The 14,904-nt window shown below is 60.7% G+C and carries 10 protein-coding genes; 9 read left to right on the top strand and 1 reads right to left on the bottom strand.

Annotated features, from left to right (window positions below; all coding sequences use genetic code 11):
* The first annotated feature begins 10 nt into the window (after positions 1-10).
* Positions 11-1,480, top strand: coding sequence for a D-glycero-beta-D-manno-heptose-7-phosphate kinase (rfaE1, locus tag HP556_RS09030; RefSeq protein ID WP_175366704.1), 1,470 nt, complete (start codon positions 11-13; stop codon positions 1,478-1,480).
* Positions 1,477-3,387 carry a nucleoside-diphosphate sugar epimerase/dehydratase gene (locus tag HP556_RS09025; protein WP_175366703.1) on the top strand — a complete coding sequence of 637 codons (1,911 nt, stop codon included), beginning with the start codon at positions 1,477-1,479 and terminating at the stop codon, positions 3,385-3,387. The genes rfaE1 and HP556_RS09025 overlap by 4 nt, the downstream gene beginning before the upstream one ends.
* Positions 3,388-3,394: 7 nt before the next feature.
* Here HP556_RS09025 and HP556_RS09020 read toward each other — a convergent pair whose 3' ends face one another.
* On the bottom strand, positions 3,395-4,408 hold the full coding sequence (locus tag HP556_RS09020) for an MraY family glycosyltransferase (protein WP_175366702.1): 1,014 nt from the start codon (positions 4,406-4,408) through the stop codon (positions 3,395-3,397).
* A 256-nt stretch (positions 4,409-4,664) separates the two neighbouring features.
* On the opposite strand from HP556_RS09020, the gene HP556_RS09015 reads away from it, so the two are divergent.
* The 7 genes from HP556_RS09015 (at position 4,665) to HP556_RS08985 (ending at position 14,516) form a co-directional block, all read left to right on the top strand.
* Positions 4,665-5,663, top strand: a complete 999-nt coding sequence (locus HP556_RS09015) for an NAD-dependent epimerase (protein WP_175366701.1) — start codon at positions 4,665-4,667, stop codon at positions 5,661-5,663.
* A 9-nt stretch (positions 5,664-5,672) separates the two neighbouring features.
* On the top strand, positions 5,673-7,085 hold the full coding sequence (locus HP556_RS09010; protein WP_175366700.1) for a mannose-1-phosphate guanylyltransferase/mannose-6-phosphate isomerase: 1,413 nt from the start codon (positions 5,673-5,675) through the stop codon (positions 7,083-7,085).
* Between the two features lie 392 nt (positions 7,086-7,477).
* Positions 7,478-9,061 carry a TolC family outer membrane protein gene (locus HP556_RS09005; RefSeq protein ID WP_093761952.1) on the top strand — a complete coding sequence of 528 codons (1,584 nt, stop codon included), beginning with the start codon at positions 7,478-7,480 and terminating at the stop codon, positions 9,059-9,061.
* A gap of 216 nt (positions 9,062-9,277) precedes the next feature.
* Positions 9,278-11,464, top strand: a complete 2,187-nt coding sequence (locus HP556_RS09000; protein WP_089268213.1) for a type I secretion system permease/ATPase — start codon at positions 9,278-9,280, stop codon at positions 11,462-11,464.
* Positions 11,451-12,785, top strand: coding sequence for an HlyD family type I secretion periplasmic adaptor subunit (locus tag HP556_RS08995; RefSeq protein WP_116660556.1), 1,335 nt, complete (start codon positions 11,451-11,453; stop codon positions 12,783-12,785). Before HP556_RS09000 ends, HP556_RS08995 begins: the two co-directional genes overlap by 14 nt.
* A gap of 224 nt (positions 12,786-13,009) precedes the next feature.
* Positions 13,010-14,047: a transglutaminase-like cysteine peptidase gene (locus HP556_RS08990; protein WP_246297539.1), complete on the top strand. Its 1,038-nt coding sequence runs from the start codon at positions 13,010-13,012 to the stop codon at positions 14,045-14,047.
* A gap of 124 nt (positions 14,048-14,171) precedes the next feature.
* On the top strand, positions 14,172-14,516 hold the full coding sequence (locus HP556_RS08985; RefSeq protein ID WP_089268234.1) for a hypothetical protein: 345 nt from the start codon (positions 14,172-14,174) through the stop codon (positions 14,514-14,516).
* Positions 14,517-14,904 lie beyond the last annotated feature (388 nt).

Here is a 14,904-nt window from a genome sequence, read left to right as displayed (position 1 = left end):
TACCGGTGTGATGTTTGATTTCGACGCCCTGTCGCACGCGATTGCCGACCAGACAGTGCTCTGCGTCGGCGATCTGATGCTCGACGAATTCGTCTATGGCGAGGTGTCGCGGATTTCGCCGGAAGCGCCTGCGCCGGTCATCGCGGTTCGGCGCAGCGAGATCAATATCGGCGGCGCCGGCAATGTCGCACGTAATATTGCAGCCCTCGGCGCGAAATGCATCTTTGTCGGTCTGGTCGGTGAGGACGATGCCGGTGCAACGCTCAAGAATGCGCTCGCGCAGGAGCCTCTGATCGAAGCATTGCTGGTCACGGATTCATCGCGCCCGACGACGCGCAAGGTGCGCTTTGTGTCCGAGCATTTCTCGACGCATATGCTGCGTGCCGACTGGGAACTGGCTGCGCCCGCGTCCGCCGCCATCGAGAAGCAATTGATCGATACAATTTTGCCGCAACTCGCGCGTGTCGACATCGTACTGCTGTCCGACTACGCCAAGGGCGTGCTGACCGCGCGGGTGATCCGCAACGTCATCGACGCAGCGAAGAAGCTCGGCAAGCGCGTCATCGTCGATCCCAAGAGCGCAAATTTTGCGATTTATCGCGGCGCGACCTTGCTGACGCCGAACCGCAAGGAATTCGCCGAGGCAACGCGCAGCCGTGCAGACAGCGACATCAACATCGCGACCGCCGCGCAGGAAGCGATGATTCTGGCGGACTGCGCCGCGATGCTGGTGACCCAGAGCGAGCATGGCATGACGTTGGTGCCACGCGATGGCGAGCCCATCCATGTGCCGGCGCTGCCGGTCAAGGTGCGCGACGTCTCGGGTGCCGGCGACACGGTGGCGGCGATGCTGGCTGTAGCGCTGGCGGCCGGAGCTGACTGGGAAGCGGCATTGCGCGCGGCAACTGCCGCGGCAGCGGTCGCTGTCAGCAAGAAGGGGACGGCGGTGGTCACACCGTCCGAACTGCGTCGCCGGATTTTGCCGCATGCATTTCTGGCCGCTGAAGAGAAAATCGTGGCATCGACTGAGCTCAATGCGCAACTGGCCGACTGGCGCAAGCAGCAGTTGCGGATCGGTTTCACCAATGGCTGTTTCGATATCCTGCATCCCGGTCATGTAAAGGTTCTGACGGCAGCGCGAGCGACTTGCGATCGCCTGATCGTCGGCCTCAACAGCGACGTGTCGGTGAAGCGTCTGAAGGGCGAAGGGCGCCCGGTGCAGGACGAACGCGCCCGCGCGGAAGTGCTTGCGGCGCTGGAAGCGGTCGATCTGGTCGTGATTTTCGAAGAGGATACCCCACTGAACCTGATTACGCAGATCGCGCCGGCGACGCTGGTCAAAGGCGGCGATTACACGCGAGAGCAGGTGGTCGGCCATGAGGTTGTCGCCGCCAACGGCGGAGAGGTGATCCTGATCGATATCCTGCAAGGCCACAGCACGACGTCGCTGGTCGAGCGCGCGCGCAGCGGACAGTCATGACACGCATCACACAGTTTTCTGCCCGCAACTGGCTGATTGCGACGCATGACGCCATCGTCACGGCGGCCGCGGTCGTTCTCAGCTTCGTGCTGCGTTTCGATGGCGAAAATCTGTGGGATCGGCTGCCGCTGCTCCTGAAGATCCTGCCGTACTTCGTCGTCTTCAGCTTTTTCGTCTGTTACCTGTTCAATTTGACGACGACGAAGTGGCGCTTCATTTCGCTGCCCGATTTGCTGAATATCATCAAGGCATCCACGGTGCTGACGGGCGCGCTTCTGGTGCTCGACTACATCTTCCTGGCGCCGAACGTGTACGGCACGTTCTTCCTCGGCAAGACAACGATCATTATCTACTGGTTCATCCAGATCTTCTTTCTGAGCGGATCGCGACTGGCCTATCGCTATTTCCGTTATACACGTACGCGCAATCAGGCGCGCGCGATGGATGCGTCACCGGCACTGCTGATTGGTCGTGCGGCCGATGCCGAGGTGTTCTTGCGCGGTATTGAGAGTGGTGCCGTCAAGCGCATGTGGCCGGTTGGTATCTTATCGCCGGCGATGTCCGATCGTGGACAGGCGATCCGAGGTGTGCCGGTCCTGGGCGGCATCGATGATCTCGGTAATGTCGTTGATGACTTCAGCACGCGGCAACGCCCGATCGAACGGATCGTGATGACGCCGTCGGCGTTTGAAGCAGAGGCGTTACCTGAGTCGGTATTGATGCGTGCGCGCAAGCTTGGGCTGACGGTTAGCCGGATTCCGTCGCTCGAGGAAAGCCGCGATACGCCGCAATTGGCGCCGGTGGCAGTCGAGGATCTGTTGCTGCGGCCGAGCGTCAAGATCGACTATGCCCGACTGGAGAATTTCGTGCGCGGCAAGGCGATCGTCGTGACCGGCGGTGGCGGCTCGATCGGCTACGAGATCTGCGACCGCGTCATCACGTTCGGCGCGGCACGGCTGCTCATTATCGAGAATTCAGAACCGGCGCTTCATGCGGCTATGGAAAAGCTGGCGGCCAAAGTCACCAGCGCAGCGATCGAGGGCCGCATCGCCGATGTCAGGGACCGCGAGCGCATTCATCAACTGATGATCGCCTTCAAGCCGGATGCGGTGTTTCACGCAGCCGCGCTGAAACATGTGCCGATCCTGGAGCGTGACTGGGGCGAGGGTGTCAAGACCAACATCTTCGGTTCTGTGAATGTCGCCGATGCGGCGCTCGCATCGGGCGCTGATGCGATGGTGATGATCTCGACCGACAAGGCAATCGAGCCGGTGTCGATGCTTGGCCTCACCAAGCGTTTTGCCGAGATGTATTGCCAGGCGCTCGATGGCGACGCCATCAGCGGCAGTGACGCCAAATCACCCATGCGGCTAATCTCGGTGCGGTTCGGTAATGTTCTGGCGTCGAATGGGTCCGTCGTGCCGAAGTTCAAGGCGCAGATCGAAGCCGGTGGGCCGGTGACGGTGACGCACCCCGATATGGTGCGCTACTTCATGACCATCCGCGAGGCCTGCGATCTGGTCGTCACCGCTGCAACCCATGCGATGAATGCGCAGCATGCCGACGCATCGGTCTATGTGCTCAGCATGGGGCAGCCGGTGAAGATCGTCGATCTCGCCGACCGCATGATCCGGCTGTCCGGTCTTCAGCCCGGCTACGATATCGATATCGTATTCACGGGTGTTCGACCGGGCGAGCGGCTCAACGAGATATTGTTCGCCGAGCAGGAGCCAACCAGCGAGATCGGTATTGCCGGCATCGTCGCTGCCCGCCCGAACGAACTGCCGTTGGAGACGTTGAACAGCTGGCTTGCGATCTTGCAGAAAGCCATTGAGGCGGATCAGCACGAGGTCGCTGTGGCGACGCTAAAGGATGCGGTGCCGGAATATCGGGCGGCGGCGCAGTGAGTCTGCGTCAGCGGCGCGGCGTCGAGAATGCCCGCAATGCCGTGGCGACGGCGACGCTGCCAAGGACAAGCAGAGCTGTGTCGGTGACGCCTGAGCGGAAATAGATCGACAGCCCGGCCAGGGCCGCCAGGCCGATATTGAGTACGAACACTGTTCGCACCACCTCGATCACGGTGAAGCCATTGTCCGTCGCGCGCTGATAGAAATGCGAGCGATGCGCCAGCCACACCGGTTCGCGTTTTGCCAACCGCCGCAGCAGGGTGATGGTCGCATCGGCAAGGTAATACAGCGGCAGCAGGATGGCGGCAGCCAGATGGTGCGCATAGGCGAGTTGCAGGAAGCACCAAGCCAGCAACAGCCCGATGGGGAGGCTGCCGACGTCGCCCAGAAACATCTTCGCAACGGGCCGATTGAACGGCGCGAAGCCGAGTGTGGCGCCGCAGAGCGCAGCGGCAATGAGCGCCGTTGATAACGGCAGTTGCCCGGAGAAGCCGATCAGCACCAGCGCCGCGGTGATCGGAATCACTTCGGCCACTGTGATCCAGTCGAGCCCATCCATGAAATTCACGAGATTGACGAACCAGAGTGCAGCCAGCAGCAGCAAGCCGCGTTCGATCCAGAGAGGCAGGTCCGGTGTAATCTGCAGTGTCGGGGGCAGAGCAAACAGGATCGCGGCAATACTGACGGCTTGCAGCAGCAGTCGCGGCGTCACGGAAATCGGACGCAGATCATCAATCGCGCCGATGGTCGCGATCAGGATCGTTGCCCCGAATAGTACCCACAGCGCCGGTGTCGCTGAAACGGAAAGACTTGCAATCGAGCACCCGGCAACCAGCAGCGCGACTGATATCACCGCGATGCCGGCGCCTTGCGGTGTCGGCACCTTGTGGGACGATCGGGCGTTCGGTCGCGCCATTGCATAGCGGATGAGCAGCGGATGAATAGCGTTGATGCAAACCGCGGACAGAACGGCGGCTACAACCAGAGCGACGAAGGTTGTAATCAATTCGAATGACGACATCGGGATGACATTGATCGCAGGAAAGACATGCGTTGCGGGGAAGATTTGGGTCGCAATGAGACAAATAGTTCGGAGTTATGCACGGCGGCTCTTCTTACCCTGTTTTCATGGCATAGCTAGCGGCGAAGGCCGCGCTTCTGACGCAATCGGATGCTGCGATGCCGAAGTGTTGCAACATCATCGCCTGGATGGCTAATGGAATGCGACACGGATCGTCATGCAACATGGCGATTTCTGGCGAATGTCTGGGGACACGATGTCTGAACAACCCATCCTTGTCACCGGTGCTGCCGGCTTCATCGGCTTCCACGTGACGCGGCAGCTGCTGGCCGAAGGCCGAACGGTCGTTGGTCTCGATAGCGTCAACAGCTATTACGATCCGGCGCTGAAGGAGGCGCGGCTGAAGCTGCTGGAGGGCCAGCCTCGCTTTACCTTTGTGAGAGCGAATCTGGCAGTTCGTCCCGCGATCTCGGCGCTGTTTGGCGAATACAAATTCCCTGTTGTCATTCATCTCGCTGCGCAGGCGGGTGTGCGTTATTCCATCGAGCAGCCACACGCCTATGCCGATGCCAATCTCGAGGGTTTTCTCAATATCCTCGAAGGATGCCGGCACAATGGCTGCGCGCATCTGCTCTATGCGTCGTCATCCTCGGTCTATGGCGCCAACAAGAAGAAGCCGTTCTCCGTCAGCGACAGGGTCGACAATCCGGTCAGTCTCTATGCTGCGACGAAGAAGGCCAACGAGTTGATGGCGCATTCCTACAGCCATCTCTATCGCCTGCCGACCACCGGGCTGCGTTTCTTCACCGTCTATGGTCCATGGGGCCGGCCGGATATGGCGATCTTCCTGTTTACCAAGGCGATCCTCGACAAGCAGCCGATCAAGCTCTTCAATCACGGCAACATGCGACGCGACTTCACCTATGTCGACGACGTTGTCGGTGCTATCGGGCGGCTGATTGATCATGTGCCGACCGGTAGCGAGGACGAGGCGCCAGCGCGAATCTACAACGTCGGTAACCACAAGCCAGAGGACCTTTTGCATGTGGTCTCGGTTCTTGAGAAGGAACTGGGGCTTGAGGCGATCAAGACGATGCTGCCGATGCAGCCGGGCGATGTGCCTGAGACCTTTGCCGATGTGGACGATCTGATGCGTGACGTCGGCTTCAAACCGGATACCTCGATCGAGGAGGGGATTCGGCAATTCGTGACGTGGTATCGCAGCCACTACGGTAATCTGAACGCGAAGGGTTGAGAGCGACTGATGAGCAAGCGCATTATTCCCCTGATCATGTGTGGCGGTGCCGGGACGCGCCTGTGGCCGTCGTCGCGTGAGGGGCGCCCGAAGCAATTCCTGCCATTATTCGGGCCGCGCTCTACCTTTCAGGACACCGTGATTCGCGTATCTGATGCTGGCCTGTTCGATCGTCCCATTGTCATCACCAGTGCCGCCTATCGGTTCATGGTGCGCGAACAGCTCGCCGAGATCGGGCTCGATGCAGACATTCTGCTCGAGCCGGCGCGGCGCGATTCAGGCCCGGCCATTGCCGCCGGTGCCGCGTTCGCCCAAACCCGCGATGAGGACGCGGTCGTGCTTGCACTTGCGGCTGATCACGTGGTGCGCGACGTCCCGGCTTTCGTGGCGGCGTGCCGGGCTGGTCTGGTGGTTGCCGATGCCGGGCACATCGTGACGTTCGGCGTGCAACCGGAGCGTCCGGCCACCGAATACGGCTATATTTCACCAGGCCAGTCGCTTTCTGACAAGGTGAAGAGCGTCGCCAAATTCGTCGAGAAGCCGGACCTGCAGACGGCAACCGGTTATATTGAGGCCGGCTATCTCTGGAACAGCGGCAACTTCATGTTTCGGGCGGGGATGCTGCTCGATGAATATCGTGGTGTCGACGCCGATAGTGTCGAGACCATCACCAGCGCTGTGGCGAAAGCCGGCCGCGATCTCGGCTTCTTTACGCTCGATGCGGACGCTTTCGGGAAGGCAAAATCGATCTCTGTCGACTATGCCGTGATGGAGAAGACGAGGAAGGCGGCCGTGGTGCCGGTGTCCTGCGGCTGGTCGGATGTCGGCTCGTGGCTCGCAGTGTGGGAGCTGTCCGACAAGGATGCGCAAGGCAATGCCGCGCAGGGCGTGGCTGTGTTCGAGGACTCGCGTAACTGCAACGTGGCCAGCGATGGTCCGGTGGTGGCGCTGGAGGGCGTCGACGATCTCGTGGTGGTGGCGACGCACGACGCCGTGCTGGTCTCCCGTCAGAAGGATGCCAACGGCTTGAAACGGCTTGTGGCGAAGCTGAAGGTCACGGCGCCGCAGGTCACCGAGGATCATCTCAAGGTGCATCGCCCATGGGGATCTGTGCAGGCCCTTGAGGATGGCGAGCGCTATCAGGTCAAGCGCCTTGTGGTGAAAGCCGGAGAGCGGCTGTCACTCCAAATGCACCACCATCGCTCCGAGCACTGGATCGTTGTGCGTGGCAGCGCGAAGGTGACGATCAACGATCTGATCAAGACCGTCCACGAGAACGAATCGATCTACATCCCGCTCGGTGCCACGCATCGTCTGGAAAACCCCGGCAAGATTCCGCTCGAGCTGATCGAGGTGCAGACGGGCAGCTATCTCGGCGAGGACGACATCGTTCGCATCGAGGATGACTACAAGCGGAACTAGCGGCCGTCGGGCGATACTCGCCCGAATCGATGCACCCACAGCGTGCATTCGCCTGAATTGGTGCCGGTGAGGGGTTACCGCGATCCCTTCATGCCGTATCTTTTTCCATTTTACGAAATAGCGATGGTTGCCACAATTGGGCGCGCTCTGGCCCGCCCAGCGCGCATTCATCGTCCTAGGGGCAGTTCTGCCACTCACGAAATCGTGTTAACCTGTTGTTAGGTATTGATAAATACCTGAAATCAGGGACGAAAATGACAGCGCCGTGACGGATAAGCGGACCGTGCCGCCTCCGGACGAGGTAATGCATTCTTGCAACAATGAGTCAGTTTTCGATCCAAAATGTGGCTTTCGGATTGCGGCAAGTTCCGTTTCTTGTTAGCGCTCAATCCATGAAGCAGATCGCAAAGATTTTCCTTGTAGTTGTATTGCTAGGATCGAGCGGCAAGTTCGCTCATGCAGCCGAGCCATTTTTCATTCTTGACGCCATCAATCAGGCGGTAAAGACGAACCCAGGTGTCGGCGAGGCGTCTGCCAATCGCCGCGCCACCGAAGCCGAGCTTCGCCAGAGCCAAGGTACTTTGCTGCCTCAGATCAGGCTGCAGGCGAATACCGGCCCCGAGATGTTGAACCGGGCAATCGTCCCTGCGCCGGCCGGCAATGGCTCTTATGTCAACGGCAGTGAGGCGTCGGTAACGGTGCGCCAGCTGGTGTTCGACGGCTTTGCGTCAATCAACGACATCTGGCGTCAGGCTGCGCGGGTCGATGCTGCGGCGTTCCGGGTGCTTGAACGGACCGAACTGATCGCGCTCGATGCGGCTGAAGCCTATGTCGATGTGACCCGCTATTTGCGTCTGGTCGCGCTTGCCGAACAAAATCTCAAGGTTCATCTCGAACTGCGCGCCAATGTCCGCGCGCGTTTCGCTGGCGGTCGTGCCGGTGAGGGCGATACCCAGCAGGCGGAAGAGCGTGTAGCCGCAGCAGAAGCCGTGTTGTCGGATTTCCGCCTCAGCCTCGATTTCGCGCGCGCCAAGTATCGCAAGACCGTCGGTCTTGAGCCGTTCAATGTGCGCTTCCCCGGTCGCTTGCCAGATATGCCGGCAACCAAGAACGAGTCGCTTGACGTCGCCTTCAAGTACAATCCGACGATCCGCGCCGCTGGTGCAGATGTCGATGCGGCCAAGCGTGCTTTCGACTCGACCGCCGGCGCATTCGTTCCGAACGTCGCCCTGGAAGGCCGCGCGCTGCGCGGCAAGGATTCGATCACCTATCCGGGCAACCGCGACGAAGTCAGCGGCAAGGTTGTCGTCAGCTGGGATATCTTCCGCGGCGGTCAGGATGCGTGGAAGCGCGCCGAAGCTGGCGAACGTATGATCGAGCAGCAGCAGCGCCATGCACGCCTGCAGCGTGATGCGCTGGAGTCGCTCGACAAAGCATGGGCTGCGCGCACGATCACGACGGAACGTGCAGCAGCGCTAGTGCGTGAAGTTGAAGCCGCTCGCCGTACTTTCGTGGCCTACAACAAGGAATATGAACTCGGTCAGCGCACGCTGATCGATCTGCTGAACTCGCAGAACCAGTATTTCAACGCCAACGTCTCGCTGGTGTCTGCACGCGGCGTCACCGTGTTCGCCGACTATCAGTTGCTGGCAGCCATGGGACAGTTGCTATCCTATCTGAAGACCGGCAAGCCGCCGGAGTCTGAGCCGATCGAGAGCCGTGCATCCGGCCTGATCCCGTATCGCCTGCCGCCGATCCTGCTGACGGCGCCGGAGCCGGGATCCGAACCGCTTAATACGGTTTTGCCCTTCCAGACCTGGAATTCGCCTTTCGCACCGGCGCTGGAACCGAAAGCCGTGCTGTTCGGTGATCGCTGGGCCTCGCAAGATCTGTCGAACGCCAACGCATTGTTCGTGACATCGGGCCAGGTCGGGCAGGGCAGCGTGTCGGCCGATGCTTCTGCGGGGCGCCGTTAACCAATTAAGCACGCGGATTTATAATCCGCGGTCGGGTTTACCGTAAGTTCAGCAATTCGTCTGAACCGCGAAATAGTGCAGGCGCTCCGCAAGGATCGCCTGTAAAGCTGGCAAGTCATATTTTGTAAGGCCAGTAGATCCGCGCACGGGTCATACAAGGCGCCTGGAATTTCCGAGGCTGCATTGAACATTCGCTCACCCCAGTTCGATATTGCAATGGACCTGCCGGCTGCGCCCGTAGCGGAGGTCGAGCATCAGCATGCTGATCCGTTAACGGACAGCCTGCTTTATCTCGCCGCTCATCACGGCAGAGCTGTCAGCCGCAGTGCGCTGCTTGCCGGTCTCCCGGTCGAGCGCGGCGTGCTGACAACGGCTCTGTATGAGCGCGCGGCGCAGCGGGCGGGCCTCGAGGCCGAACTGAACGAGCGACCGCTCAAGGATATCCCTGCGCTGGTCCTGCCTGCTGTGCTTCTGTTTCACGATGGTTCGACGCGGATTCTGCGCGGCATCGATCTGGCGAGTGGCCGTCTGACACTGGCAACCCCCGTCGGTGACGGTGCGATCGCCATGGAGCGGATCGAAGCCGTCGAAGAGAAATATGCCGGCTTCGTCTATTTCGTCCGTCCGGCGTCCGTCAGCGATCCGCGCGCGATCGCCGCCGGCGATCTGCCGAAGGCTCACTGGTTCTGGTCCGTCGTCAGCCGGTTCGGCTCCAACTACAGCCATGTCGCCATTGCAGCTTTCATCGTCAACATGCTGGCGCTCGCCGCGCCGCTGTTCACCATGAGCGTGTATGACCGCGTTATTCCGAATGGCGCGATCCCGTCGCTGGTTGCACTTGGTATCGGCCTGTCGCTGGCGATCGCTTTCGACTTCCTGCTCAAGGTGGTCCGCAGCCGCATCATCGACATGACCGGCAAGAAGATCGACGTGGTGCTGGCGTCGAACATCTTCGAACATGTGATGGCGCTGAAGATGGACAAGCGTCCGCCCTCGGTCGGCATTCTCGCCAATCAGATGCGCGACTTCGACTCGGTACGCGAATTCTTCACATCGGGCACGGTCGTGTCGGCGACCGATATGATATTCGCGATCATCTTCATCGCAGTGCTGTTCGTGATTGCCGGCCCGCTGGCCTGGATCCCGCTGGCGATGCTGCCTGTGATGATCCTCGTCGGTCTCTTGATCCAGCGGCCGCTCGATCGTGCGATGAAGCGCCTGCAGGCGGAATCGGCCGCACGCCACGGCATCCTCATCGAATCGCTGAACGGTATCGAGACCGTTCGCGCAGTTGCTGGCGAGAGCCGGGTGCAGACAGTGTGGGAACGTTCCGTCGCCGCGACGGCGCGTTCAAGCGAAGGCGTGCAGTTCTGGTCGTCGCTGGCGATGACCAGTGCGAGCGTGGCGACGCAGTTGTGCAGCCTGTTGCTGGTCGTGGTCGGCGTGTTCCTCATTCTCGACGGCAAACTGTCGGTCGGTGCGCTGGTTGCGGCCAATATGTTGTCGGGCCGCATTCTCGGTCCCATCGCCGGCATCGCGGCCGTGATGACGCGCGCGACACAAACCATGTCGGCCCTGCGGTCGATCGATCGCCTGATGGCGACGGAGCGCGAGCGACCGCCGGAAAAGATCTTCGTGGCCCGCGAGATCACCAAGGGCAGCATCGAATTCCGCAATGTCAGCTTTTCCTATCCGAACAGCCCGGCCAAAGCGCTCGACGGCATCTCTTTCCATGTGAAGCCTGGCGAGAAGATCGGCATCATCGGCCGGGTCGGCTCAGGCAAGACCACGGTCGGCCGTCTGGCGACGGCGTTCTATCCGCCGAGCGAAGGCAGCATCCTGATCGACGGCATCGATATCCGGCAATACGACCCGGCGGACCTGCGCGCCGGCATCGGTTTCGTGCTGCAGGACACCGATCTGTTCTATGGCAAGCTGCGCGACAACATCACGCTGGGCCGTCCCGATGCGACCGATGAGGAAGTGCTCGCGGCTGCACGGCTGTCCGGCGTCGAGACCTTCATCGCCGGTCATCCGCAAGGCTACGATATGATGGTTGCCGAAGGCGGCCGTAGCCTGTCGGGCGGCCAGAAACAGGCGATCGGCCTCGCGCGCGTGCTGATCCGCAAGCCGCGCGTATTGTTTCTCGACGAACCCACGGCGCATTTCGATGTGCGCAGTGAAGGTGAATTCCTCGATCGCCTCAAGACGCTCGCCAAGGGTGAGATGTCCATTATCGTCTCGACGCATCGCCCGTCGCTACTGTCGCTGGTCGACCGCATTCTGGTGTTCGACAACGGCAAGATCGTCGCCGACGGTCCTGCCGATCAGATCCTGACGCGCTTGCGTCCGCAGCCGCAGGCTCCTCAAGCCGCGGGGAGGCCGGTCAATGTCGCAGTCTGATTTCGCATTTTCGAACGACGTTCGTGCGGCCATGGAAATGCGCACGCCGCGCACGGCGCGGATGTTGTTGATGACCGTCACCGGTCTGCTCGTCGTGTTCCTGCTGTGGGCACACTTCGCCGTGCTGGATGAGGTGAAGCGCGGCAATGGCAAGGTGGTGCCGTCGCGCCAGACCCAAGTGGTGCAATCGCTCGAAGGCGGCATCATCAGCGAATTGCTGATTCAGGAAGGCGCCATCGTCAGGAAAGATCAGCCGCTGGCGCGCATCGAAGATACGAACTTCGCGGCGCAATTTGGCGAAATCCGCGAGCGGCGCGGTGCCATGGCTGCCCGCGTGATCCGACTGGAGGCAGAGACCTTCGGCAAGACCAGCGTCGAGTTTCCGGAAGACCTCACGAAGCTTGCACCGCGTGCGGTTCAGACCGAGCGCAGCGTGTTCGACGCCCATATGCGCAAGCTTGCGCAGGACATCGACGTGATTGCCCAGCAGGAATGGCAGAAGAAAAAGGAAATCGACGAGCTCCGTGCGTCGGAAACCCGCTTCTCCGAGACGCTGACGCTGTTGACCCGCGAAACCTTGCTGACGCGCCGGCTCTATGAGCAGAAGGTCGTTCCCGAGATCGAGATGCTGCGGTCCGACCGGCAGGCCACCGACATGCGCGGCCAGCTCGCGGTGGTGCAGGCGACCATGGTCAAGACCGAGGCCGCCGTGAAGGAAGCGCAGTCGCGGCTTTTGAATATCACCACGGCATTTCGTTCCACGGCGGAAGATGATCTCGCGAAATCGCGCGGCGATCTCGCGGTGCTCGACGAAAACATCAAGTCCGCGCAGGATCGCGTTCGGCGCACCGAACTGCGGTCGCCGGTCTACGGCATCGTTAACAGACTCAACGTCACCACCATTGGTGCGGTCGTTGCACCAGGCGCCAGCGTGATGGAGATCGTGCCGCTTGAGGATACGCTGCTGGTCGAGGGGCGCATTCGTCCGCAGGACATCGCCTTCATCCGTCCGGACCATGAGGCGGTGGTGAAGCTCAGCGCCTACGACTCTTCGGTCTATGGTTCGCTGCACGGCCGGGTCGAACGTATCAGCGCCGATACCATCACCGATGAGAAGGGTGACAAGAACGAGCGCGGCGAGACGTTCTACCGCGTCATGGTGCGCACCGAAAAGAACCACCTCGGCACTGCCGAGCAGCCGCTGCCGATCATTCCCGGCATGGTAGCGACAGTCGAAGTCCTGACCGGCAAGAAGTCGGTGCTGGATTATCTCGTGAAGCCTGCGCGCATGCTGCGTGACGAGGCGTTTCGCGAACGCTGATAGCGCTACGGAGCATCTCCGCTGCTCCGTATGTTACCTTGCTCCCAGCCCGTCAGAGTCAACGAACTCTTAAAACGCAGGCTTCACTAAAATTCGAGCGAATGCGTTGGTAGGCGATTGAGCGCGTTTAACGACATACAAGCCCAGGTTGACGTGTTTTAACCGGCCCGAAGCAGCCCCCGATTTATCCCTGATGCCACAAGATCCGGACGGGGATCGACGCAATGACGTCGGCTGATGCTCCGGACAACGGGGCGTCAGTCATGTTGCGTATCGATCAGACGCGGGCATTCCCGCGTGCGCTGGGGTTCGTGCTCGCCGGTGTTGTAAGCGTCAGCGCTTGCGATGGAGCATTTGCAAAGTCACGCGCGAAGAAGATGGTGCTTGAGCGCCCTGTGATGGAATCGGTGATCGCGGGCATGACCGCGCCGCCGGTTCGGTTCTTCACGATCAACCAGGTGCTGGCCAAGCGTGACAGCGAGAACCGTGCAAAGCCCGGCAATATCGAACTCGCATCCTTGGACGCGTCGCAGGGATCAGATGCCAAGGTAATCAGCGATGCGCCGTCTCCGGCCGCGATCCTGCCTGCCACCAGCGAGGAGCCGTTCGGCCTGTTCACGTTCCGCGCGCCTGAAGGGCTGCTATGGACGAAATGGCGCGGTGTGGAAGAGCGTATGCGCGCCGACTTGAAATCGATCGAGGATTGCAAGGCTGATAGCGAGAACTGCGCCGCCGGTGCGCGCAAGTTTGTTGCCGTCACGCGTTCCGCCGCCGAGTTGGGTCTGCGCACACGCGTCGAGGCGATCAATCGCGACGTCAACTATGCGATCCGCTATGTCGGAGACTATCAGCAACACGGCGTCGCCGATCTGTGGAGTTCGCCGCTTGAGACGCTATCTGCGGGCATCGGCGATTGCGAAGATTATGCGATCGCCAAATTCGCCATGCTCGTCGCAACGGGCGTGCCGGAGGCCGATATCAAGATGATGCTGGTGCGTGACATGGCGGTGCGCCAGGACCATGCGGTGCTGACCGTCCGTGTCGATGGCCGCTGGCTGGTGCTCGACAATCGCTACTCCCGACTGTCGGAAACACGCGATCTGCCGCATTTCATGCCGCTTTTCGCCATCGACCACAAAGGCGTCAGCCTGTTCGCCGCGCCCTATGCCGCGCGTCCGCATCATGAGAGCGAGACCGACATGTTGCCCGCGGCCGAGGTGGACGGCTTCGGCGGGGGCTCTTCCTTGCCGCTGGCGCTCTGAGATAGTTCGACAACACAACGTCGACAATCGGCCTGATATCGACTTTTTATGCGCTTCGCGATCTTGTACTTCCGTGCATCTTGGGCTCTTAATGCGCCAGGGTGAGGTCGACGAGGGGATTGAGATGCGCTTCAAGCACACGCTGTTGGGTTTGTTGGTGGCGGCCGGAATGGCTTCCGGTGCAACTGTCTCGCATGCCGAAGGCCTGCTTCCAGGCGCTGCCTTCTCCGTCGATTGTCAGAATGGGGCGGTCTACAAGCTGACCTCCGGCCGGGTGACCTTTCCCGGTGATATTGTCACCGGCCATCTGTACCTGACCCCGCACCGTGCAATGCCTGTTCGCCTGATCCCGATGGGTGAGGGATATCGCTATGCAGGCCGTGGCGTTTGGCTGGATGGCATTCGCGAGCACGCGCTGTTGTATCGGGCCAAGTATAGCCCGGTCGCGTGCGTCGTTACCCGCATCTAGACTTTTATCCTATCAATTATCTCCTGCGATAGCAGTCCTGCGATAGCAGTCCTGCGATAGCAGTCCTGCGATAGCAGTCCTGCGATAGCAGTCCTGCGATAGCAGTCCTGCGATAGCGAGTTGCGTATCTGCGCAGCTTGCCGATTCACGTCTGTGTCCGAGAACAAGTCCGCGATCCCAGAGATTCGCGGAATGCGCACTGCAAATGGCGACCTTGCCATCTGGCCGTGACACGAATGCGCTTTAAGCAACTGTCCCATTTCGAAATTACTCGCGAAGGGCGATCACTGCGCGACGGTTCGCGCGGCTGTCGATATCGGCTCGCGAAAGCAAATTCAGGCGCCCGTCCAATATTGGCGGAGGTGCCTGTGGTTGTGAGCTGATTTCG

This window comes from Tardiphaga robiniae, from assembly GCF_013359755.1.
GTDB lineage: Bacteria > Pseudomonadota > Alphaproteobacteria > Rhizobiales > Xanthobacteraceae > Tardiphaga > Tardiphaga robiniae.
Note: the sequence above shows the minus strand (reverse complement) of the source record. Positions and strands in the feature narration are given on the sequence as shown.